Annotated in this window: 22 protein-coding genes and 1 pseudogene; 13 read left to right on the top strand and 10 right to left on the bottom strand. The window is 68.0% G+C overall.

Annotated features, from left to right (window positions below; genetic code table 11):
- Positions 1-23 precede the first annotated feature (23 nt).
- Genes BR47_RS0120010 through BR47_RS0119990 form a run of 5 tightly spaced genes read left to right on the top strand, consistent with a single transcriptional unit; the run spans position 24 to position 3,667 of the window.
- Positions 24-1,163, top strand: a complete 1,140-nt coding sequence (locus BR47_RS0120010; protein ID WP_029120574.1) for an ATP-grasp domain-containing protein — start codon at positions 24-26, stop codon at positions 1,161-1,163.
- Positions 1,160-1,609 (top strand): Rv0361 family membrane protein, encoded by a 450-nt coding sequence (locus tag BR47_RS0120005; protein WP_020100673.1) that lies wholly within the window; start codon positions 1,160-1,162, stop codon positions 1,607-1,609. The genes BR47_RS0120010 and BR47_RS0120005 overlap by 4 nt, the downstream gene beginning before the upstream one ends.
- Before the next feature lie 20 nt (positions 1,610-1,629).
- Positions 1,630-2,043 (top strand): rhodanese-like domain-containing protein, encoded by a 414-nt coding sequence (locus BR47_RS0120000; protein ID WP_020100672.1) that lies wholly within the window; start codon positions 1,630-1,632, stop codon positions 2,041-2,043.
- Between the two features lie 5 nt (positions 2,044-2,048).
- Complete coding sequence (locus tag BR47_RS0119995) at positions 2,049-3,263, top strand: O-succinylhomoserine sulfhydrylase (protein WP_029120573.1); 1,215 nt, start codon at positions 2,049-2,051, stop codon at positions 3,261-3,263.
- An 11-nt stretch (positions 3,264-3,274) separates the two neighbouring features.
- Entirely contained in the window at positions 3,275-3,667 is a 393-nt protein-coding gene (locus tag BR47_RS0119990) for a hypothetical protein (protein ID WP_020100670.1), read from the top strand.
- Positions 3,668-3,675: 8 nt separating this feature from the next.
- Here the strand turns inward: BR47_RS0119990 and BR47_RS0119985 are convergent, their stop codons facing one another.
- Positions 3,676-4,044, bottom strand: a complete 369-nt coding sequence (locus tag BR47_RS0119985) for a YybH family protein (protein WP_029120572.1) — start codon at positions 4,042-4,044, stop codon at positions 3,676-3,678.
- Positions 4,031-4,744, bottom strand: coding sequence for an SDR family NAD(P)-dependent oxidoreductase (locus tag BR47_RS0119980; protein WP_029120571.1), 714 nt, complete (start codon positions 4,742-4,744; stop codon positions 4,031-4,033). The genes BR47_RS0119985 and BR47_RS0119980 overlap by 14 nt, the downstream gene beginning before the upstream one ends.
- Positions 4,745-4,865: 121 nt before the next feature.
- On the opposite strand from BR47_RS0119980, the gene BR47_RS32730 reads away from it, so the two are divergent.
- Positions 4,866-5,795, top strand: a complete 930-nt coding sequence (locus BR47_RS32730) for a LysR family transcriptional regulator (protein ID WP_081831352.1) — start codon at positions 4,866-4,868, stop codon at positions 5,793-5,795.
- Positions 5,796-5,834: 39 nt separating this feature from the next.
- On the opposite strand, the pseudogene BR47_RS0119970 reads toward BR47_RS32730, so the two are convergent.
- The 5 genes and pseudogenes from BR47_RS0119970 to BR47_RS0119950 all read right to left on the bottom strand — a co-directional run.
- Positions 5,835-6,755, bottom strand: a pseudogene (locus BR47_RS0119970) (YbfB/YjiJ family MFS transporter); the annotation flags it as partial.
- A gap of 178 nt (positions 6,756-6,933) precedes the next feature.
- Positions 6,934-7,347 (bottom strand): hypothetical protein, encoded by a 414-nt coding sequence (locus BR47_RS33555; protein ID WP_020100665.1) that lies wholly within the window; start codon positions 7,345-7,347, stop codon positions 6,934-6,936.
- Positions 7,344-8,054, bottom strand: coding sequence for a flavin reductase family protein (locus BR47_RS0119960; protein WP_029120568.1), 711 nt, complete (start codon positions 8,052-8,054; stop codon positions 7,344-7,346). The genes BR47_RS33555 and BR47_RS0119960 overlap by 4 nt, the downstream gene beginning before the upstream one ends.
- Positions 8,055-8,067: 13 nt before the next feature.
- On the bottom strand, positions 8,068-8,907 hold the full coding sequence (locus BR47_RS0119955) for an MBL fold metallo-hydrolase (protein WP_029120567.1): 840 nt from the start codon (positions 8,905-8,907) through the stop codon (positions 8,068-8,070).
- Between the two features lie 12 nt (positions 8,908-8,919).
- Positions 8,920-9,810 carry an alpha/beta hydrolase gene (locus BR47_RS0119950; RefSeq protein WP_029120566.1) on the bottom strand — a complete coding sequence of 297 codons (891 nt, stop codon included), beginning with the start codon at positions 9,808-9,810 and terminating at the stop codon, positions 8,920-8,922.
- Positions 9,811-9,909: 99 nt separating this feature from the next.
- On the opposite strand from BR47_RS0119950, the gene BR47_RS0119945 reads away from it, so the two are divergent.
- On the top strand, positions 9,910-10,713 hold the full coding sequence (locus BR47_RS0119945; protein WP_029120565.1) for a helix-turn-helix domain-containing protein: 804 nt from the start codon (positions 9,910-9,912) through the stop codon (positions 10,711-10,713).
- 3 nt (positions 10,714-10,716) lie between these two features.
- On the opposite strand, the gene BR47_RS0119940 is transcribed toward BR47_RS0119945, so the two are convergent.
- Both BR47_RS0119940 and BR47_RS0119935 read right to left on the bottom strand, forming a co-directional pair.
- Positions 10,717-11,148, bottom strand: a complete 432-nt coding sequence (locus tag BR47_RS0119940; protein WP_051634906.1) for a PaaI family thioesterase — start codon at positions 11,146-11,148, stop codon at positions 10,717-10,719.
- A gap of 166 nt (positions 11,149-11,314) precedes the next feature.
- The gene (locus tag BR47_RS0119935; protein ID WP_020100658.1) at positions 11,315-12,169 is read right to left on the bottom strand and encodes an SDR family oxidoreductase; all 855 of its coding nucleotides are present in this window, start codon (positions 12,167-12,169) and stop codon (positions 11,315-11,317) included.
- A 75-nt stretch (positions 12,170-12,244) separates the two neighbouring features.
- Between BR47_RS0119935 and BR47_RS0119930 the strand changes: the two genes are divergently transcribed.
- Together BR47_RS0119930 and BR47_RS30985 are read left to right on the top strand one after the other, a co-directional pair.
- Entirely contained in the window at positions 12,245-13,447 is a 1,203-nt protein-coding gene (locus tag BR47_RS0119930; protein WP_020100657.1) for an FAD-dependent oxidoreductase, read from the top strand.
- A gap of 61 nt (positions 13,448-13,508) precedes the next feature.
- The gene (locus tag BR47_RS30985; RefSeq protein ID WP_036427606.1) at positions 13,509-13,826 is read left to right on the top strand and encodes a hypothetical protein; all 318 of its coding nucleotides are present in this window, start codon (positions 13,509-13,511) and stop codon (positions 13,824-13,826) included.
- Positions 13,827-13,838: 12 nt separating this feature from the next.
- On the opposite strand, the gene BR47_RS0119920 is transcribed toward BR47_RS30985, so the two are convergent.
- The gene (locus BR47_RS0119920; protein ID WP_029120563.1) at positions 13,839-14,576 is read right to left on the bottom strand and encodes an MBL fold metallo-hydrolase; all 738 of its coding nucleotides are present in this window, start codon (positions 14,574-14,576) and stop codon (positions 13,839-13,841) included.
- A gap of 87 nt (positions 14,577-14,663) precedes the next feature.
- On the opposite strand from BR47_RS0119920, the gene fgd reads away from it, so the two are divergent.
- The 4 genes from fgd (at position 14,664) to BR47_RS0119900 (ending at position 19,775) form a co-directional block, all read left to right on the top strand.
- Positions 14,664-15,674: a glucose-6-phosphate dehydrogenase (coenzyme-F420) gene (gene fgd / locus BR47_RS0119915; protein WP_020100654.1), complete on the top strand. Its 1,011-nt coding sequence runs from the start codon at positions 14,664-14,666 to the stop codon at positions 15,672-15,674.
- A 29-nt stretch (positions 15,675-15,703) separates the two neighbouring features.
- Positions 15,704-17,773 carry a phosphate acetyltransferase gene (pta, locus tag BR47_RS0119910; protein WP_029120562.1) on the top strand — a complete coding sequence of 690 codons (2,070 nt, stop codon included), beginning with the start codon at positions 15,704-15,706 and terminating at the stop codon, positions 17,771-17,773.
- On the top strand, positions 17,770-18,894 hold the full coding sequence (locus BR47_RS0119905) for an acetate kinase (RefSeq protein ID WP_029120561.1): 1,125 nt from the start codon (positions 17,770-17,772) through the stop codon (positions 18,892-18,894). The genes pta and BR47_RS0119905 overlap by 4 nt, the downstream gene beginning before the upstream one ends.
- A gap of 80 nt (positions 18,895-18,974) precedes the next feature.
- Positions 18,975-19,775, top strand: a complete 801-nt coding sequence (locus tag BR47_RS0119900; RefSeq protein ID WP_081633386.1) for a cytochrome c oxidase assembly protein — start codon at positions 18,975-18,977, stop codon at positions 19,773-19,775.
- Positions 19,776-19,872: the final 97 nt, after the last annotated feature.

The raw sequence follows: 19,872 nt of genomic DNA, 5'->3' as shown, positions 1-19,872 counted from the left end.
GAGCGACGGGGGAGGTTGGTGACTTGGTGGATCGGACAACGGTTCTGGTTCTCGGCACCGGTGAGCTGAGCAGTGAACTGGTGCTGTCCTTCCAGCGGCTGGGGACGCGGGCGACCGCGGTGCCCGCGCCCACGGGAGGGGAGGCATTGCGGACCCTGATCGACCGGCACACCCCGCAGCTGGTGGTGGTGCAGTCCCCGGCGGCGGACCTCGGCGCCGACGTCGTGCAGGCATTGGCCGGGCTCGATGAAGTCGCGGTGTTCCCGACGCCGGCTGCCCTGCGGCTCGCCTCCGATCGCGAGGCGCTGCGCACCCTGGCGGCCGACGAGCTCGGGCTGCCTACGCCCCCGTTCTGGTTCGCCGGATCGGTCGACGAGCTGACCGCGGTGGCCGAGCACGCGGGGCTGCCCTTGACCATCACGCCGGTGACGCATCCGGGAACCGAGGGCGCGGGCCGTTCGGTGCTGTCGCGTCTCGAGGACGTCGACGTCGCGTGGCACCGTGCGGTGGCCGCGGGCGGTGAGCGGGTGATGGCCGAGACGGCCGTCGACGTGGCGGCCGAGTTCACGATGCTGACGGTGCGGACGCAGGGCCAGGCGGGCCCGGTGGTGCAGTTCTGTGAGCCGATCGGTCACCGCCGCGACAACGGGGGCCCGCTGGAGTTGTGGCAGCCGCAGCTGTTGTCGGAGTCGGCGCTGGACGCGGCGCGCTCGATCGCCGCCCGGATCGTGGGCAAGCTCGGCGGCACGGGGCTGTTCACGGTCGACTTGCTGCTCGGCGCCGACCCGGAGTCGGGGGCCGAGGAGGTGTACTTCGCGACGGTCCACCCGATGCTGACCGGCGCCGGCTTCGTGACGACGCGCTCGCAGCGGCTGTCGCAGTTCGACCTGCATGCGCGGGCGGTCCTCGGACTGCCGGTCGACACCATCATGATCTCGCCGGCGGCCGGTGAGGTCAGCCGCCCGTCGTCGGACCGCGCGGCGCTCGCGCGCGCACTGCCGGATGCGCTGGCCATCGCCGAGAGCGACGTGCGGCTCTCCGGCGAGGTGTGCGTGGCATTGGCGACGGCGCCGGACGTCGTGCGGGCGCGTGACCGCGCGCACCAGGTGGCCGCTGTGCTCAACCACTCGGCCGCGATCAACCAGACAGGGACGGCACCATGACCGAATCGGAATCGCAGCCGCGGCAGACGCTGGGCCCGTTCCTGGCCGCGCTGGCGCTGATTGTGGTCCTCGTGGTGATAATTGCCGTCCTGAACGCGATCGGGGTCTTCGGCCGGAATGATCCGACGCCGGAGCAGCTGGTGCGTACCGCGGTCGTCGGCCAGAACGACGGGCTGCAGCGCAAGGACTACGCGCGCTTCCAGACGTACACCTGCAAGGCCCAGGCCGGCACCGAGGCGGATGTGCTTGCCAAGCAAGAAGATTCGGCAGCCAAGAACGGGCAGCGCTACGTCGACGAGGTGCGCGACATCAAGTTCGACGGTCAGAAGGCCACCGCCGTGCTGATGTACCACTTCGACAAGACGCCGGATCAGAAGCCCACGGCGCCGGTGGTGCTGGTGAACGAGGACGGCGCATGGAAGGTGTGCTCGCCGGTCCCGAGCTAGTTTGTGACAGACTCGCATCCGTGAGCTACGCGGGAGATATCACGCCGCAGCAGGCCTGGGACCTGCTCAGTGAGAACCCCGAGGCGGTGCTTGTCGACTGCCGGACCGACGCCGAATGGCGCTGGGTGGGCGTGCCCGACATCTCCAGCCTCGGGCGTGACGTTGTGTACATCGAGTGGGTGTCGAATGACGGCAAGCGCAATACCAGCTTCGTCGACGACCTGCTGGCCGCGGGCGTGACGCCCGGCGAACGGCCGGTGGTGTTCCTCTGTCGCTCGGGTAATCGTTCGATCGGTGCGGCCGAGGCGGCGACGGCGGCGGGCATCGGCCCGTCGTACAACGTGCTCGACGGCTTCGAGGGCAACCTCGACGAAAACCGCCACCGCGGTGGCAGCGGCTGGCGCGCCATCGGACTGCCCTGGGTGCAGTCGTGAGAGGCGTGAACGCCGACGGCGTTCCCTCGGTCCGGGTCCCCGCACCGTTGCCCGACGGCGTCAGCCAGGCGACCATCGGCGTGCGCGGCGGCCTGCTGCGGTCCGAGTTCGAGGAGACCGCCGAGGCGATGTACCTGACCTCGGGGTACGTCTACGAGTCGGCGGCGGCCGCGGAGCAGGCGTTCACCGGCGAGATCGACCGGTACGTGTACTCGCGGTACGGCAACCCGACCATCCAGATGTTCGAGGAACGGCTGCGGCTCATCGAAGGGGCGCCGGCCGCTTTCGCGACGGCCACCGGCATGGCGGCGGTGTTCACCGCGCTGGGTGCGCTGCTCGCCGCCGGCGACCGGCTGGTCGCGGCGCGCAGCCTCTTCGGCTCCTGCTTCGTGGTGTGCAACGAGATTCTCCCGCGCTGGGGCGTCGAGACCGTCTTCGTCGACGGTGACGACCTGTCGCAGTGGGAGGAGGCGCTGTCGGTGCCGACCACCGCGGTGTTCTTCGAGACGCCGTCCAACCCGATGCAGTCGCTGGTGGACATCGCCGCGGTGTCCGAGCTGGCGCACGCCGCCGGCGCAAAGGTGGTGCTGGACAACGTCTTCGCGACACCGCTGCTGCAGCAGGGGCTGGAGCTGGGCGCCGACGTCGTCGTGTACTCGGGCACCAAGCACATCGACGGCCAGGGCCGGGTGCTCGGCGGGGCGATCCTCGGCGACAAGGAATTCATCTCCGGCCCGGTGCAGCAGCTGATGCGGCACACGGGCCCGGCGATGAGCGCCTTCAACGCCTGGACGATGCTGAAAGGCCTTGAGACGCTGGCTGTTCGGGTCGACTACTCGAACCGTTCCGCGCAGCGCGTGGCCGAGTTCCTGGAAGGCGTGCGCGGCGTGAACTGGGTGAAATACCCGTTCCTGCAGTCCCATCCGCAGCATGACCTGGCCAAGCGGCAGATGCGCGGCGGCGGCACCGTCGTCACCTTCGAACTGGACGGCGGCAAGGACCGGGCGTTCGAGGTGCTCGACAAGCTGCGGGTCATCGACATCTCCAACAACCTCGGCGATTCCAAGACGCTGATCACCCACCCGGCCACCACCACGCACCGCGCGATGGGACCGGAGGGCCGGGCCGCGATCGGTCTGGGCGACGGCGTGGTGCGCATTTCCGTCGGGCTCGAGGGCACCGAGGATCTGATCGCCGACCTGGATCAGGCGCTGAGCTAGGGGGCTGGGAGATGTCCAAGCAGACGGCGGCCAAGAAGGCCCGTCGCAAGAAGCGGCAGACCACGCGTAATGCCAACTGGCTGCCCGACGAGGTGCACGCCGAGGTCGAGGCCGTCGGGCGGCTCGCAGGCGAAATCCTGCCGCGCGGTTGGGTTTTCGATTCGGACTACTCCAACGACGAGTACCTGATCTGGTACTACCCGCCGTCAGGGTTCGAATCCACGGAGGACGATCCGCGTGAGCTGGTGACGCGGATCTGGGTCTCCGATCCGGACCAGCCGCAGCTCATCCTCGTCGGCACCGAAGAGGACGGCGAGATCTACAGCTTCACCGTCGAGCAGTTGATGGCGAACCTCGATGTCATCGAGGCCTACCGAGTCGGGGAGCCGGTCCCGCAGTTCTGATCTGCGCGTCAGCCGATCTGCGAGACCTGGTAGTGCGCGATCTGCCAGCCGTTGACACCTTGTGTGACAAGGACACTCAGGTTCAGGCTGATCACTTGACCGTCGGGGAGGGTGAAGTCGGCGCGGGTGTAGGCCAGCACCACACCTGCCGCGGGTTCGCGGATCTCGTTGATGCGGTAGTCGACCGTCAGGCCGACCGGCTGGGAGTCGTAGTAATCGAAGACACCCTGCCGCCCGACGCTGTAGGGCCGAAGTCCTTGGAATATCGCATCTTCGGTGAACACCGCCGCGACCTGGTCCGGCCGGTGGGCGGCAATGCCTGCCTGCCACCGGTCCAAAACGCTATGAACCGCGTCGATCATCTCAATGCCCGGCACTTTGACCACCATCCACGTGCAGGATCTCGCCGGTGACGAACGTGGCGTTCTCCAGATACAGAACGCCGTCGACGACGTCGGAGATGTCGCCCATGTGGCCGACCGGGTGCAGCGCCGACAGGAACTCATGGGTCTCCGGCGCATGCATCGGGGTGCGGATGATGCCCAGAGCGACGGCGTTGGCACGAATTCCACGGCTGCCGTACTCGACGGCCAGCGCTCGCGTCGCCGCGTTGAGGCCGCCCTTGGTCAGTGACGCCAGGGCCGAGGGCACCTGCGAGTTGGCCTGATCCACCAGGCTGGTCGAGATGGTGACGACGTGCCCGCCGTCGCCCTGGGCTTCCATGGTCCTGATGGCGGCGCGGGTCAGTTCGAAGAAGCCGCGGGAGTTCACGCCGGTGATGGCGTCATAGTCCGCGTCGGTGTACTCGGTGAACGGTTTTGCGATGAAGATGCCGGCGTTGTTCACGACGGTGTCGACCCGCCCGAAGTGCTCGACCGCGGCATCGACGAGCTGCTGTCCGACGCCCGGCCGGCCGATGTCGCCGGCGACGGTCAGGACCAGGGGATCGTCACTCTCGGCGATGGTCCGGGAGTTGGCGACGACGGCGTAGCCCAGCTTGCGATAGCCGGCCACCAGCGCTTCGCCGATGCCCTGGGACGCGCCGGTGACGATCGCGACGCGGGTTGTTGTGCTCATCGGGGTGGTTCCTCTCGGTTGATGGTGCTGCCCTTCACAACCGCGGCCGGCCCGCGTCGATGCCGCTGCCGCGGGACTTATTCGCTTTCTGCTGAGAGGTTCTGCCTACTACGCTGTCGACATGGAGCTACGGCAACTTCGGTACTTCGTCGCCGTTGCCGATGAGCTGAATTTCGGGCGGGCGGCCGAGCGGCTGCACATCGCGGGTCCGTCACTGTCCCAGCAGATCAAGGCGCTCGAACGCGATCTCAAGGTGGAACTGTTCGATCGTGACCGCCGGTCGGTGCGCCTCACGGCGGCGGGCGCGTCGTTGTTGCCACATGCCCGGTCCCTGGTGGCAGAGGCCGACGAATTCCGCAGGCGGGCAATCGGTTTGTCGAACTCCGAGCCGATCCGCATCGGCTATGTCAACTGGTGCCCGACCGACCTGGCCGAACGTGCGGCCGGCGTCGCGCAGTTGCGTGTGGACACCTGGGTGATGCCGTCGCACGCGCAGGCCGCCCGGGTCGCCGAGGGCATCCTCGATCTGGCCATCTGCTGGGTGCAGACCGACGATCTGGCCGACCTCAAACTGGAAGCCCGGCTGATGGGGGTGGACCGGCTGTTCGCGCTGTGCGTCGGCGCCGACGACTCGCCCGTGCACGCGAAAGACACCCTGGTGCTGGTGGATTCGGACACCGCGAGTTGGGAGTCGTGGAACCGCTACGGCGAGCAGTTCGCCGCGGACACCGGCGCGCGGGTGATGCGCACCGACGACGGCGGCGTCACGGGTCCGACGTTCTTCGAGCATGTCCGCCAGCTGGGCCGTCCGGTGCTCAACAATCCCAGAGGGCAGACCGATGCCCTGCCGCGAGACCTGGTGCGCCGTCCGGTGATTCAGCCGACGCCGTTGTGGACGTGGTCACTCGTGTGGCGGCGGGGAGAAGACAACCCTGCCGTTCACGCTGTCGTCGACGCGCTCACGCGGGACGCCGCCGCTCTGGGAATCGATGACGCGGCGTGGCTGCCGTCCACTGATCCACATCAGCAGCGCGGCCAGGGCGGCCAGTAGCACGACGGCAGCACCGGCGAGTAGCGCCTGCTGAAAACCGTTGTGCAGCAGGGGCGCCACCGCGACAGGACCGACGATCTGGCCGACGGAGTAACCCGTCGTCAGCAGCGCGACGGCGCCGGGGAACTGCAGCGCGCGGCCCGCGGCGAGCGCCAGGGTGCTGATGCCGATGAAGGTGCCACCGAACAGGAGGGCGCCGAATAGTGCTGTTGCCTCGTTTCCTAGGCCCGCCCCAGCAATCCCGGCGGCCTGCAGCAGCAACGCGGCGACGAGCAGTGCGGCATACGAGAAGCGGCCGGTGAACCGCGCCCACAGCGCGGCCGACGGGGCGGCGGCCAGGCCGACCAACAGCCACACCGCACTGCCGAGTCCGCCGGGTGACTGCTGTGCGACCGCGGCGACCAGGAACGTGCCGGCGATGATGTAGCCGACACCTTCGAGGGTGTAGCTCGCCATCAGCAACGCCAGGGGGCCGCGGGCGCTGCCCTTCTGTCCCGCAGGTGCTTTCGGGGTGTCACCGGAGGTGCCCGGATGCATGTTCCACGCGAACGCACTGAGCAGTGCGGCCAGGCCCGCCGCCGCCCACCAGGCGACCTGCCAGTCTTTGGTGGCGGGCAGGGCCGCGGACAAGGCGATGCCGATACCGACGCCGCTGAACGCCCAGCCGGCGTGGTGGGCGGGATGCCCATGATCCATCAGTGTGTTGACGGCGATCACGAAGACCAGCGCGCTGGCGATGCCGGCCACCAGCCGCAGGGCTTCCCACTCGACGACGTTGGTGCTCAGCGTCATCGCCGCGAGCGTCACGACCAGGATCAGGAGGGACGCCCTACACACGGCGACGGACCGGGCCAGCCGCGGCGAGACGGCGGCGCCCACCGCGCCGATCAGATAGCCGACGTAGTTGGCGGTCGCCAACTGCCCCGCGGCCTGCGCGGTGAGGCCGGCGTGGCCCGTCATCAGCGGGAGAATCGGCGTGTAGGCGAACCGGCCGATGCCCATCGCCGCGGCCAGGGCCGCCGCGGCGCGGGCGATCGAGAGCCAGGCGGACGTGGGCATGCCTCATGGTGCGTGGCTCCGGCTCTTGCTCGCCAGGACCGGTCTCCTTGCAGCTGTGAGGAATTGCCTCGCAGACGGCTCAGCCGGCCGGGAACGGCGCCTGCCCGATGAAATGTTCGGCCGAAAGGACGCCGGACAGCCGATCCTGGATCTCCGCGGAGAACCGCAACACGGCCGGCAGTGGCCGGTGATGGATGGCGGCGTTGGTGATCTTTCCCGCGGCGTCGCGGTCCAGAATGGTCACGCCGCGGATCTGCATGCCGCCGAAAGCCGTTGCCCGCCACTGCAGATAGCTCGTCGAGCCGGCCTGCGCGGATTCGGTGAACTCCAGGGTTTCGTAGATCGAGCTCGCGGTGGCCATCACCGTGGCGACGAGGTCTCTGCCCTGGACGGGTGCCGCCAAGGCGGTGGCGTCCAGCACGATGTCGTCGGCGAACTCAGCCGCGAACGTGGTCTGGGACTGCTGCGCGAAACCGTCCTGCCAGCCGCTCATTTCGTTGCTCCTGACGCGGACCAGGCCGCGGTGTCGATGGGGGAGAAGTCGGTCGGCTTCCCGTCGAGGCGGGCGGCCCGCCGGGTGCTGAGCGTCTTCACGACGTCGTCGGGCAGCGGCGTCGTGAAGATGTTGTCGATCAGCGAGTATTCGGCGGCCAGGCGGCCGAACGCGCCCAGCGCACCGACGTCGATGCGTCCGTTCGGCAGATAGAGCTCGTCGCGGATGTGGATCTTCGTCACCCGTCCCCACACGACGTGGTCGGGCAGGGGCGGCATCGGGATGATGCGGTCCACCTCACACTCGAACGAGATCGGCGCCTCGGCGATACGCGGCGCCGCGATGGTCTCCGATGCGGCCTTGTGCAGGCCGAGGGTGTCGAATTCGTCGACGTCGTGGTCGAATTCGAACGCGGAGCGGTGCACGATGTCCGCGTTGTCGATGGTCGCGATGTTGACGACGAACTCGCCGGTGTCGCGGATGTTGACGAATGTGTCTTTCAGCGTCACACCATCGGACCGTGGTTGCAGGCTGATGGACAGCACCGGCGGGAAGCGGCCCACGACGGTGAAGAACGAGATGGGCGCGATGTTGCCCACGCCTTCGGTCGAGGCGGTGCTGACCCAGGCGATCGGCCGGGGCAGGACGCTGCCGATCAGCAGCTTGTAGCTCGAGGTGGGATCGAGATCGGCGGGATCGATGACCATGGTGGAATGCCTTTCAGGACAGGAGGGCCAGGGCGCTGTACCAGACCGGCCCGACGTTGAGCCGGTCCGGATACAGACGGATCATGTAGTCGAAAAACTCACGCGGACTGGGCTTTCCGGCCAGCAGGCGCTGGGCGTCGAGCAGGTAGTCACGGGTCTCGTCGATGGCCGCGGGATCATCGGGCAGGTTCTTGTTCTTGTGTCCCGCCACCACGGCGCGGGGGTGCAGTGCCGCGACCGTGTTGAGCGCGCGCAGCCAGGAGCGGATGCCACCGTGGTCGCTTTCCAGCAGGTACTGGTGCACGCCGTTGTAGACCACGTCACCGGCGACGACCAGGCCGATCGACGGCACATGCAGAACGGTGGTGTCGTCGGTATCGGTGTGGCCCACCTCGATCGGCACGAGGCGCTGACCCTCCAACTCGAACCCGTCGGCGGGAACCTCTTGGTAGACAACGGGGCTGGGCGGGATCATGCCGGGAAAGTCGACGTCCCACATCTGGGCGCGGCCGGCCACGGCCTGCTCGTGCATCTTGCTTATGGTGCCCGCGGTCGCGTAGGCAACCGCACCGGGAAAGCGTTGCAGCAGAACATCGGTGCCGAACCAGTGGTCGCCGTGGCCGTGCGTGGCGTAGATCGCGGTCAGACGTCTGCCGGAGTGCTCGATCCAATCGCCGACGCGGCTGATCTGCTCGTGGGTGAACGGCGGGTCGACGAGGACGGCGTCGTGCTCGCCGAAGATGAGCGTGGACGACACCGGGGAGGACACGATGGGGCTGCCGTCGGGCAGGCGCTGCTCGCGGTGGCGGCGCAGTCCGTCGTGCACCAGCACGTTGTAGTTCAAGGTGGTCATGCTGAGGTCCTTTCAGGCGAGGTGTTCGGTGAACCAGTCGCGGGCGGCGCCGCCGGCCGTCGGGAACTGGTCGAGGTAGGGGGCGAAGTGCCCGCCGGCGACGGTGACGAGCCTCTTGGGCTCGAGTGCCTGCTCGTAGGCCTGCAGTTCCAGATCGGTCATGGTGACGGTGTCCCGCAGCCCGACGACCATGAGCAGCGGCGTGGGCGAAACCCGCGCGATCCAGGTACCCGGCTCGTACATGCGCGCGGCGCGCGACGACCGGACCGTCATCGTGTTGTCCCACACCCCGTCCGGCACCGGCTGGGTGTAGAACGAGATGGCCTCCGCGGACCGGTATGCGGCGGGCACTGCCGGGTCGTCACCGACGACGGCCTGCACCGCGGGCGCTTCGCCGCGGAACTGGCGGCGGTCGTCGTCGATGAACGCGGCCTCCAGTGCTGCCACGTGTTCCGGGGCCACGCGCCGCAGGCTCTGCTGATAGCCGCTGATGGTCGGGACCTGCGCCACGACGGCCCGCAGCCGACGGTCGGTGGCGCCCAGCACGATCGCGTGCCCACCGGCGTAGCTGGTGCCCCACAAGCCGATTCGCGTCGGGTCCACCCACGGGTGGCTTTCCAGGAACGAGATGGCGCGCCGCCAATCCGCGATCTGCACCCACGGGTCGACGTCGCCGCGCGGCATGCCGTCACTGGCGCCGAAACCCCGGTGGTCGTGCACCAGGACGACGAATCCGGCATCGGCGAACAATTCGGCGAACCGCGCCAAGCCGTGTTCCTTCACGCCGGCGAAGCCATGGGCCATCGTGATCGCGGGGTGCGGACCCGCGCCGTGCGGAACGAACAGCCAGCCGCGCAGCGTCACTCCGTCGGCCGCGGTGAATTCGACGTCCTGTCGTTTCATGGTCCACGCTCCTTGTCTGCTGATATCCACCATCAGGCCGGGACAAGTTCTGTGGGAACGCCGCCGTGATCCTGGTATTGGCAGGGTTAGGCTCGAGCGATGGTGAAGGGGAACGCGCTCGGCGATTACCTGCGGTCTCGGCGGGAACAGGTCCGTCCCGAGGATGTGGGATTGATCGCCGGCAGCCGCCGCCGGGTGGCCGGCCTGCGCCGTGAGGAACTGGCGCTGCTGGCCGGCATCAGTTCTGATTACTATCTGCGACTCGAACAGGGCCGCGACACAAACCCGTCTCCGCAGGTTCTCGATGCCTTGGCCCGTGCGCTGCAGCTCGACATCAACGGCACGGAGTATCTGCACAAGCTGGCCAATCCCACCGGAATCCGTTGGGATAAATCAGAATTGGAGCAGGTCGCCGACGAGCTGGACGAGTTGATCGATCAGTTCCCGATGCCCGCGTTCGTGGCCAATCGCTACCAGGTTGTGCTCGCCGCCAACCAACTCGCCTGTGCGCTGGCGCCGGGTTTCCGTCCGGGACAGAACATCTTGGCGTGGCGGCTCCTGGACCCGGCGGCCAAGGATTTCTTCGTCGACTGGGATGAGGCGACGGAGATCGCGGTCGGTGGTCTGCGCGAGGTGACCGGTGGTCATCCCGACGATCCGTATCTGCAGCGCATGGTCAGTGAACTGTCTTCTGCCAGCGCGCGATTCCGTGAGCTGTGGTCGCGGGCCGATGTCGGTTACCGGGCCGGTGTCACGCACGTGCGCCACCCGGTGGTCGGGGAGCTCTTCCTGCGCCGCAATCGGTTGAATCTGCCGCATTCCGGTGGGCAGCACGTGATCACATTCCGTGCCGACCCCGGTAGCGAATCCGCGAAAGCCCTTGAGACACTCAGGGAGTTGTAGGTCTCAGCGGCGCAGGTCGAGGTTGTGCAGGCGCAGGCTGCCGCGCGCGAGGAGGCTGCCGTTCGCGTCGGTGATCGTCACGTCCCACAGCTGCTGGCTGCGGCCCTGTTGTACCGGGACGGCGCGCACCGTGGCGGTGCCGCCGGTGGCGGAGCGGACGAAGTCTGTGCTGTTGTGCACCCCGACCGCGAACTGGCCGCGATCGGCCACTGCGGCGCTGGCGCCGATACTGGCCGCGGATTCCACCGCGGTCGTGTAGACGCCGCCGTGCACGACGCCCCACGGCGTGTGGTGCTCGGGGCCCAGCTCGATGGTGCCGACGACGAGTTGGCCCGTCGCCTCGGTCACGTGCAGGCCGGCGGCGGCGAGGAACGGGCCGCCGTTGTTCAGCTCCGCCAGGCTGAGTGCCGGTGCGGGTGCGGTGGTTTCTGTCATGACTGCTCCTCTCGCAGGGTTCTGCTCCGTGAGCACCACGTTCGCAGAATTCGTTCCGGCGAGCCTGGCCCCCGTGGCCCCAGGATGCGTCAGCGCACGTCGAAAGTGAGGTTATGTGTCAATACCGCAAGGGTATTGGCGCACAACCGCACTCTCGGCGGTGTGGTCAGTCTTTCTCGATGACACCCTGCGCGGCGTGCGCGCGTTCGGTGTAGCTCTGCCGCTTGGCGGCGTCGAATGTCATGAAGACGGTGTCGAGACCGAGCTTCTTGTTCATCCAGCGCCGGCCGCGCGGGCCGAGCAGCTGCGCGGCCTGGGCGGTGAATCGGAGTGCGGCCGGCACCGAGACGTGCGTCTTGGGCTTGTCCAGGGTCTTGACGATCGCCGCGGCGATCTCCTCGGGTTCGACGGGCTTGACCGCCATGGTCTCGGACGTGCCCGAGATGAGTTCGGTCCGGGTGAACGGCGGCATGACCACCGACACCTCGACGCCGTGCGGGGCGACCTCGTCGGCCAGCGCGGTGGTCAATCCGACGACGCCGAACTTGGTCGCGTTGTAGACGACCTGCCCCGGCAACGGGATGAGGCCGGACAGCGACGCGATGTTGATGATGTGACCGCGCCGGCGCGCGACCATCTCGGGCAGCGCCAGCTGGCACCCGGTGAGGACGCCGTACAGATTGACTTCCATCGCCGATCGGATGGACTGCTCGGTCTCGTCGAGGAACGGGCCGATGGGCATGACGCCGGCGTTGTTGATCAGGACGTCGAGGTGGCCGGCGCCGTCGCTGCGGGCCTTGTCCAGGAACACCTCGAAGGATTCGCGGTCGGTGACGTCGAGCGGGTATCCCGTGGCCGGGCCCAGTTTGACCAGCTCAGAGACGGCCGACTCGAGTACTGCGACGTCCCGGTCGCCGATGACGACGCGCGCGCCGCGGGCGAGAAGGGCCTTGGCGGTGGCATAGCCGATACCTCGTGCGGCCCCGGTGATCGCGATGGTCTTGCCGCGGATGTTGTCCATGGCCGCAAACTTTACACGTGTCAAGTTTTGAAATGAAGCCCTGATTCGGCCATCTCGGCGGGCTAGTGTCGGGGCATGACGCGCGTGCTGCGGACTCAGGTTTGTGTAGCCGGTGGTGGACCCGCGGGTCTGGTGCACGCACTACTGCTGGCCCGCGCCGGGATCGACGTCGTCGTGCTGGAGAAGCACAACGACTTCCTCCGCGACTTTCGCGGCGACACCGTCCACCCCACCACGCTGCGCGTCATGCACGAGTTGGGATTCATCGACGAGTTCCTGAAGCTGCCGCACACCAAGATCACCCGCGTCTGCATGGACGCCGACGGCACCCTGCGGACCTTCGGCAGTTTCGGTGCGCTGAAGGTGCTGCGGTTCCCCGAGCCCTACATCGCGCTCATGCCGCAGTGGGATTTCCTGGACTTCCTCGCGGAAAAGGCTTCCGCCTACCCGGAATTCACGCTGATCCGCAACGCCGAGGTGACCGACCTGATCATCGAGGACGGCCGCGTCGCCGGAGTGCGCACGCCCGAATTGGAGGTGCGCGCCGATCTGGTGGTGGCCGCCGACGGCCGCAAGTCCGCGGTGCGCGCGGCATCCGGGCTCGCCATGGCGAGCGCGCACAGCCCCATGGACGTGCTGTGGTTCCGGCTGGGCTGGCGCCCGGGTGATCCGCAGGAACTGTTCGGCGTCATCCGCAAGGGTCTGCTGATGGCGATGATCTATCGCGGCGACTACTGGCAGGTCGCGTACCTCATGCCGAAGGGCACCAATCCGCAGGGCGGCTCGCTCGACGACTTCAAGGCCCGGCTGGTGTCGGTGCGGCCGCAACTGCGTGAGCACGTCGAGGACCTGAAGTCCTGGGACGACACCAGCCACCTCGACGTCCGCGTGGACCGGCTCAAGACCTGGTGGCGGCCGGGGCTCCTGTGCATCGGTGACGCCGCGCACGCGATGTCGCCGGCCGGCGGCGTCGGCATCAACCTGGCGGTGGCCGACGCCGTCGCCGCCGCCAACATCCTGTGCGGCCCACTGCGTAACGGCCTGCTCGCCGACTCCGACCTGGCCAAGGTGCAACGCCGCCGCGAGTTGCCGACCCGCATCATCCAGGCCGGCCAGGTGCTGGCGCAGGACCAGTTCATCGAACCCAACCTGGCCGGTGACCTGTCACCGATCAAGGTGCCGTCGTTCGTGGGAAAGGGCCCGCTGCAATACATTCCGCCGCTGCTGGTCGGCCGCGGTTTCCGTCCCGAGCACGTGCGGACCCCGGACATCCACTAGCGGCTCACCAGAGGCTGCAGAATCCAGGTCGCGCCGGCGATCAGGTGGATACGCTTGATTTGTGCTCACCGGTTGGACCGTCGGGTGTCTGCTGCTGATCGCCGCCGTGCTGGTGTTGGGGGCCGGTATGGCGGCGCGCACGTACGTCGCCAAGACGCCCCGGGATAGCCCGCATCGCCGGCGCGCACGCGCGGTGCGCTGGTCCACTTTCGGCAAGGTGTTCTACGGTCCCATCAACCGTGATGCCCAGGGCAACAACACCTTTGACGACGAAGAGCTCGATCACATGCTCTTCCTGCCCGCCGTCGTCGTAGCCGGCGGACTGCTCCTGGCCGGGCTGTTCGTACTGTTCCTGGAACTGGTCAAACACGGCGTCTGACGCCGGCGGGTGTCAGCGTCGCTGCAACGCCAGTTCAGCCGCCTGGCGCACCGGGCCCCGCCACGCCGGCCCGTGGCCGGGCAGCAGCACCTGGGTATCGAGCAGGCCGAGCGCGGACAGGCTGCGTTCGCACGCCGCCTGATCGTGATTGAACATCTGCGGCAGCAGCTGCGGGCCGCCCTTGGTGACGAGCGGGTGACCGGTGACCACGGCGTCGCCGGCGACCAGCACGTCGCCGAACACGTACGAGCAGTGCCCACCGGTGTGCCCCGGGCTCGGGATCACCTGCGGGCTGCCCGGCAGCGTCACCGCGACGTCCTCGGTGAGGGCCTGCGCGGTCGGGATGCCCTCGCGCACCAGCGCGCCCTTGCCGACGATGTGCATCGACCACGCCAGGTACCGCGGGTTCCAGGCCCGCGTCAGCAGGTCGGCCGGTGAAACCTGTTCCAGATACTCGCGTTTGGCGTGGCCGACCTCGGCACCGTGGCAGAACACCGGCGTGCCATGGGTTTTGGCGAACCAGATGGCCGCGCCGAGGTGGTCCACGTGCGCGTGGGTGAGCAGGATCGCCCGGACATCGCCGGCCTCGAAGCCCAGGTCGCGCAGTGAACGCAGGACGTCGTCGCGCTGGCCGGGAAATCCCGCGTCGATCAGGATCACCCCGCTGTCGTCGCTGACGAGCGTCCAGTTCACGAGGTCGGTCTGGGCGAAGTGGACATTGTCGGAGATCGCGCTCAGGGCTGCCGCCATGACGCGAGTGTAGGCAGAGTAGAAATGGAATTGCGCCCGCGAGGAGCAAAAGGGCCGCGGCAGAGGCGACGAACAGGAACGGGACTCATGGCTGAACTCAGACTGGGATACAAGGCGTCGGCGGAGCAGTTCGCGCCGCGTGAACTCGTCGAGCTGGCGGTCGCCGCCGAGGCGGCGGGCATGGACAGCGCCACCGTCAGCGACCACTTCCAGCCCTGGCGTCACACCGGCGGCCACGCCCCGTTCTCCCTGGCCTGGATGACCGCGGTCGGCGAGCGCACCGAGCGGCTGATCCTGGGCACCTCGGTCCTGACCCCGACGTTCCGCTACAACCCGGCCGTCATCGCGCAGGCGTTCGCGACCATGGGCTGCCTGTACCCGGACCGGATCTTCCTGGGTATCGGCACCGGTGAGGCGCTCAACGAGATCGCCACCGGCTACGAAGGCGAATGGCCCGAATTCAAGGAGCGCTACGCGCGGCTGCGTGAGTCGGTGCGCCTGATGCGTGAGCTGTGGCTCGGCGACCGCGTCGACTTCGAGGGCGAGTACTACAAGACCAAGGGCGCCTCGATCTACGACGTGCCCGAGGGCGGTATCCCGATCTACATCGCCGCGGGCGGGCCGCAGGTGGCGAAGTACGCCGGCCGCGCCGGCGACGGCTTCATCTGCACCTCGGGCAAGGGCGAGGAGCTGTACAAGGACAAGCTCATCCCCGCCATGCGCGAGGGTGCCGAGGCTGCGGGCAAGAACCCCGACGACGTCGACCGGATGATCGAGATCAAGATCTCGTACGACCCGGATCCCGAACTGGCTCTCGAGAACACCCGGTTCTGGGCGCCGCTGTCGCTGACCGCCGAGCAGAAGCACTCCATCGACGACCCCATCGAGATGGAAGCGGCCGCCGATGCGCTGCCCATCGAGCAGGTTGCCAAGCGCTGGATCGTGGCCTCCGACCCGGACGAAGCCGTCGAGAAGGTCAAGCAGTACGTCGACTGGGGCCTGAACCACCTGGTGTTCCACGACCCGCGGCAGGACCAGCGCCGCTTCCTGGAGCTGTTCAAGACAGACCTGGAGCCGCGCCTCCGCAAACTCGGCTGACGCGCGGCCGGGCTCGATAGGCTGACGCAGTGCCAGACGCCACCGCGATCTACATCGCCTCACCCGAAGGCGACACCGGCAAGTCGACCATCGCGCTAGGGCTGTTGCACCGACTGGCGGCCACGGTCGCCAATGTCGGGGTCTTCCGCCCGATCGTGCGCGCGGGGTCCGACCGCGACTACATCCTGGACCTGTTGCTCGCACACAGCACCGCAGGCTTGGAGTACGACGACTGTGCCGGCGTCACCTACCAGCAGTTGCACGACGACCCCGATGCGGCGATCGCCGACATCGTCGATCGCTACCACCGCGTCGCGGACAAGTGCGGAGCGGTGGTGATCGTCGGCAGCGACTACACCGACGTCGCCTCGCCCAGCGAGCTGTCGATGAACGCCCGCATCGCCGTGAATCTCGGTGCGCCCGTGTTGCTCTCGGTGCGCGCCGCTGATCGCACACCCGCCGAGGTGGCCCACGTGGTCGAGCTGTGCCTGGCCGAGCTCGCGGCCCAGCACGCCCACACCGCCGCGGTGGTCGCCAACCGGTGCGCCCCTGACGAACTCGCCGACGTCGCCACCGCGCTGCAGCGCTTCACGCCGAAAAGCTATGTGCTGCCGGAGGAGCCGCTGCTGGCGGCACCGACGGTGGCGGAGCTGCGCGACGCGGTGCAGGGCACGTTGATCAGCGGTGACGAGGAGCTGCTGACCCGCGAGGTCATGGGGATGATGGTCGCCGGGATGACGGCCGAACACTGTCTGGAGCGGCTGCGGGAGTCCATGGCCGTCATCACGCCGGGCGACCGCTCCGATGTGGTTCTGGCCATCGCCAGTGCGCATGCGGCGGAGGGTTTTCCGTCGATCTCCTGCCTCATCCTCAACGGCGGCCTGCCGCTGCATCCGTCGATCGCCAAACTGGTTGCGGGCCTTGGCCTGCGGCTGCCCATCGTGGCCACCGATCTGGGCACCTATGACACCGCCCGCGCCGCGTCGACGGCGAAGGGCCGGGTGACGGCGGCGTCGCTGCGCAAGGTCGACACCGCGCTGGCCTTGATGGACGAGCACGTCGATGTCGCGGATCTGCTTGCCCAGCTGGCAGTTCCGATCCCGTCGGTCGTCACGCCGCAGATGTTCACGCACCAGCTTCAGGACCGGGCCCGCGCGGACCGCCGCCGCATCGTGCTGCCCGAAGGCGACGATGACCGGATTCTGCGGGCGGCGAGCCGGCTGCTCGCCCGTTCGGTCGCCGATCTCACGATCCTCGGCGACGAGTCGGCGGTGCGGGCGCGGGCTGCCGAGCTGGGCCTGGACCTGTCGGCTGCCGTGGTGCTCGATCCGCGCACCAGCGAGCTGTGCGACCAGTTCGCGGCGCAGTACGCCGAACTGCGTAAGAAGAAGGGCGTGACCCTCGAGCAGGCCCGCGAGATCATCCACGACGTCTCGTATTTCGGCACCATGCTGGTGCACAACAACATGGTCGACGGCATGGTGTCCGGTGCCGCGCACACCACAGCGCACACCGTCCGCCCGGCATTCGAGATCATCCGCACCGCACCCGACATCTCGACGGTGTCGAGCATCTTCCTGATGTGCCTGGCGGACCGGGTCCTGGCCTACGGCGACTGTGCCATCGTGCCGGACCCGACGTCCGAGCAGCTGGCCGACATCGCGATCAGCTCGGCGCAGACCGCCGCGCAGTTCGGCATCGAGCCGCGCGTGGCCATGCTGTCCTACTCGACGGGCGATTCAGGGACGGGCGCCGACGTCGACAAGGTCAGGGCGGCAACGGAATTGGTCCGCAAGCGGGCGCCGGAGCTGTTGGTCGAAGGGCCCATCCAGTACGACGCCGCGGTCGAGCCGTCGGTGGCCGCGACCAAGATGCCGGATTCGCCGGTCGCCGGCCGTGCGACAGTGCTGATCTTCCCGGACCTGAACACCGGCAACAACACCTACAAGGCCGTGCAGCGCAGCGCCGGGGCCATCGCGATCGGCCCGGTCCTGCAAGGGCTCAACAAGCCGGTGAACGATCTGTCCCGCGGCGCCCTCGTCGAGGACATCGTCAATACCGTTGCCATCACGGCGATTCAGGCTCAAGGAGCGAAATGAGCGGGCCGGTACTGGTACTCAACTGCGGCTCGTCGTCGGTGAAATACCGCCTGGTGCAACCGGCTTCGGGCGAGTCGTTGGCCGACGGCGTCATCGAGCGGGTGGACGATTACCCGAAGGCACTGCAGGAGGTCTTCGATGCGGTGAGTGCGGCCGGGGTGTCGGCCGGCGAGATCCCGTGTGTCGGTCACCGCGTCGTGCATGGTGGCCGGCGGTTCTACCGGCCGACTCTGATCGGCGACGAGCTGATCGCCGAACTCGAAGAGCTCGCGCCGCTGGCGCCGCTGCACAATCCGCCGGGACTGCTGGGTATCAACGCGGCCCGCAAGCTGCTGCCGGATGTGCCGCATGTCGCGGTGTTCGACACGGCCTTCTTTCACAACCTGCCCGCGGCGGCCGCCGAGTATGCGATCGACCGGGATGTCGCCGACAAGTGGCACATTCGCCGGTACGGCTTCCACGGCACGTCACACCAGTACGTCAGCGAGCAGGCCGCGCAGTTCCTCGGCCTGCCCCTCGAATCGGTGAATCAGATTGTCCTGCATCTCGGTAACGGGGCGTCGGCGTCGGCGATCGCCGGTGGCCGGCCCATCGACACCTCGATGGGGATGACGCCGATGGAGGGTCTGGTGATGGGGACGCGCTCCGGCGACGTCGACCCCGGCATCATCATGTATCTGTCACGCGCCGCCGGGATGTCGGTCGAGGACATCGACGTCCTGCTGAACCGCCGCTCGGGCGTATCGGGATTGGGCGGCGCCACCGATTTCCGCGAGCTGCACAAGCGCATGGATGACGGTGACGAAGCGGCCCAGCTGGCCTACGACGTCTACATCCACCGGCTGCGCAAGTACATCGGCGGATACCTGGCGCTGCTGGGCGGAGCCGACGTCATCACCTTCACCGCAGGTGTGGGGGAGAACGACGCCGCCGTCCGCCGCGACGCGCTCGCCGGGTTGTTGGCGCTCGGCATCGAGGTCGACGAGGAGCGGAACCTCTCCGCGAACCGCGGTGCCCGGCGGATCTCCACCGACACCTCACCGGTGAGTGTGCTGGTCATTCCCACCAATGAAGAACTGGCCATCGCGCGGGCCTGCGTCGACGTCTGCCAGGTGGACTGAAGGAACCTGCCAGGGTGGGGGCGTAGCTTGCGCTCGTGCCCTTACTGACCGGGACGTTCGACCCCGTAGCCGTGGTGCTGATGCTGCTCGGCATCGGTGCGCTGGTGCGGCTGCGCCGACGCATGTCGCGGGCCCAGCGGTGGTGCTTCGGCATCGCCATCGCGGTCTGGGCGGTGGCCACCCTCAGCGCCATCGCGCTATATGCGCCATTGCTGTTCTGGGTGCGCGCGCTGCAGGTCCTGTTCCTGCTGTACCTCGTGCCGTTCTTCCTCGCGCTGAGCCGGCCGGTCTCGCTGATGGGAGCAACGCTCGACCCCGTGCTGAATTCCGTTGTCGCGCGCGTACTTCTGTCACCCCCGGTGACCTCCGTGCTGATGCTGGTGACGCCATGGCTGCTGTACCTGACGCCGTGGTACGTCGCCTCGATGACCGGCCCGCTCGCGTCGCTGACGCGAATTGTCCTGCTGGGTATCGGTTTCGGCTACTTCTATGCCCGCCTGCAGGTCGACCCGGTGCCGCGGCGGTACCCGCCGCTGTTGTCCATCGGCATCAGTGTGGCCGAGGGTCTCGGGGATGGCATCCTCGGGCTGGTGCTGTGGCTGGGCCCGGTGATCGCCTACGACTACTACGCGGGGCTGCATCGTGGGTTCGGCCCGAGCATTCGCCAGGACCAGAGCTACGGTGCCGGGATCCTGTGGATTCTGGGTGACGTCGTGGGCGTGCCGTTCATCCTGCTGCTGATGCGCGCCTTGGGTTCTGACGAGCGGCGCAAGGCGGCGGAGGTCGATGCCGAGTTGGACGCTCCCGAGCCGGAACTCGAGGCGCCGTCGAGCGGCCTCTGGTGGCAGAACGATCCGCAGCTGCGGGACCGCTATCGCTGACCCGGCTCTCCTCTCTTGGCATGTTCGATCCAGAGCCGTCAACTTTCCCTGACCGTCAATGAAAGCTGACGGCGCCAGTTCGAATGTGTTGCAGGAC

The organism is Mycobacterium sp. UNC410CL29Cvi84 (assembly GCF_000686745.1).
Lineage (GTDB): Bacteria > Actinomycetota > Actinomycetes > Mycobacteriales > Mycobacteriaceae > Mycobacterium > Mycobacterium mucogenicum_B.
This window is presented reverse-complemented; position numbering and strand designations above follow the sequence as displayed.

Excerpts from the sequence above, each read along its gene's own strand:
- BR47_RS0120005 (WP_020100673.1), top strand. The coding sequence starts at position 1,160 with ATGACCGAATCGGAATCGCAGCCGCGGCAGACGCTGGGCCCGTTCCTG.
- BR47_RS0119990 (WP_020100670.1), top strand. The coding sequence starts at position 3,275 with ATGTCCAAGCAGACGGCGGCCAAGAAGGCCCGTCGCAAGAAGCGGCAG.
- BR47_RS0119980 (WP_029120571.1), bottom strand. The coding sequence starts at position 4,744 with ATGAGCACAACAACCCGCGTCGCGATCGTCACCGGCGCGTCCCAGGGC.
- BR47_RS32730 (WP_081831352.1), top strand. The coding sequence starts at position 4,866 with ATGGAGCTACGGCAACTTCGGTACTTCGTCGCCGTTGCCGATGAGCTG.
- BR47_RS33555 (WP_020100665.1), bottom strand. The coding sequence starts at position 7,347 with ATGAGCGGCTGGCAGGACGGTTTCGCGCAGCAGTCCCAGACCACGTTC.
- BR47_RS0119960 (WP_029120568.1), bottom strand. The coding sequence starts at position 8,054 with ATGGTCATCGATCCCGCCGATCTCGATCCCACCTCGAGCTACAAGCTG.
- BR47_RS0119955 (WP_029120567.1), bottom strand. The coding sequence starts at position 8,907 with ATGACCACCTTGAACTACAACGTGCTGGTGCACGACGGACTGCGCCGC.
- BR47_RS0119950 (WP_029120566.1), bottom strand. The coding sequence starts at position 9,810 with ATGAAACGACAGGACGTCGAATTCACCGCGGCCGACGGAGTGACGCTG.
- BR47_RS0119945 (WP_029120565.1), top strand. The coding sequence starts at position 9,910 with ATGGTGAAGGGGAACGCGCTCGGCGATTACCTGCGGTCTCGGCGGGAA.
- BR47_RS0119940 (WP_051634906.1), bottom strand. The coding sequence starts at position 11,148 with ATGACAGAAACCACCGCACCCGCACCGGCACTCAGCCTGGCGGAGCTG.
- BR47_RS0119935 (WP_020100658.1), bottom strand. The coding sequence starts at position 12,169 with ATGGACAACATCCGCGGCAAGACCATCGCGATCACCGGGGCCGCACGA.
- BR47_RS0119930 (WP_020100657.1), top strand. The coding sequence starts at position 12,245 with ATGACGCGCGTGCTGCGGACTCAGGTTTGTGTAGCCGGTGGTGGACCC.
- BR47_RS0119920 (WP_029120563.1), bottom strand. The coding sequence starts at position 14,576 with ATGGCGGCAGCCCTGAGCGCGATCTCCGACAATGTCCACTTCGCCCAG.
- fgd (WP_020100654.1), top strand. The coding sequence starts at position 14,664 with ATGGCTGAACTCAGACTGGGATACAAGGCGTCGGCGGAGCAGTTCGCG.
- BR47_RS0119905 (WP_029120561.1), top strand. The coding sequence starts at position 17,770 with ATGAGCGGGCCGGTACTGGTACTCAACTGCGGCTCGTCGTCGGTGAAA.
- BR47_RS0119900 (WP_081633386.1), top strand. The coding sequence starts at position 18,975 with ATGCTGCTCGGCATCGGTGCGCTGGTGCGGCTGCGCCGACGCATGTCG.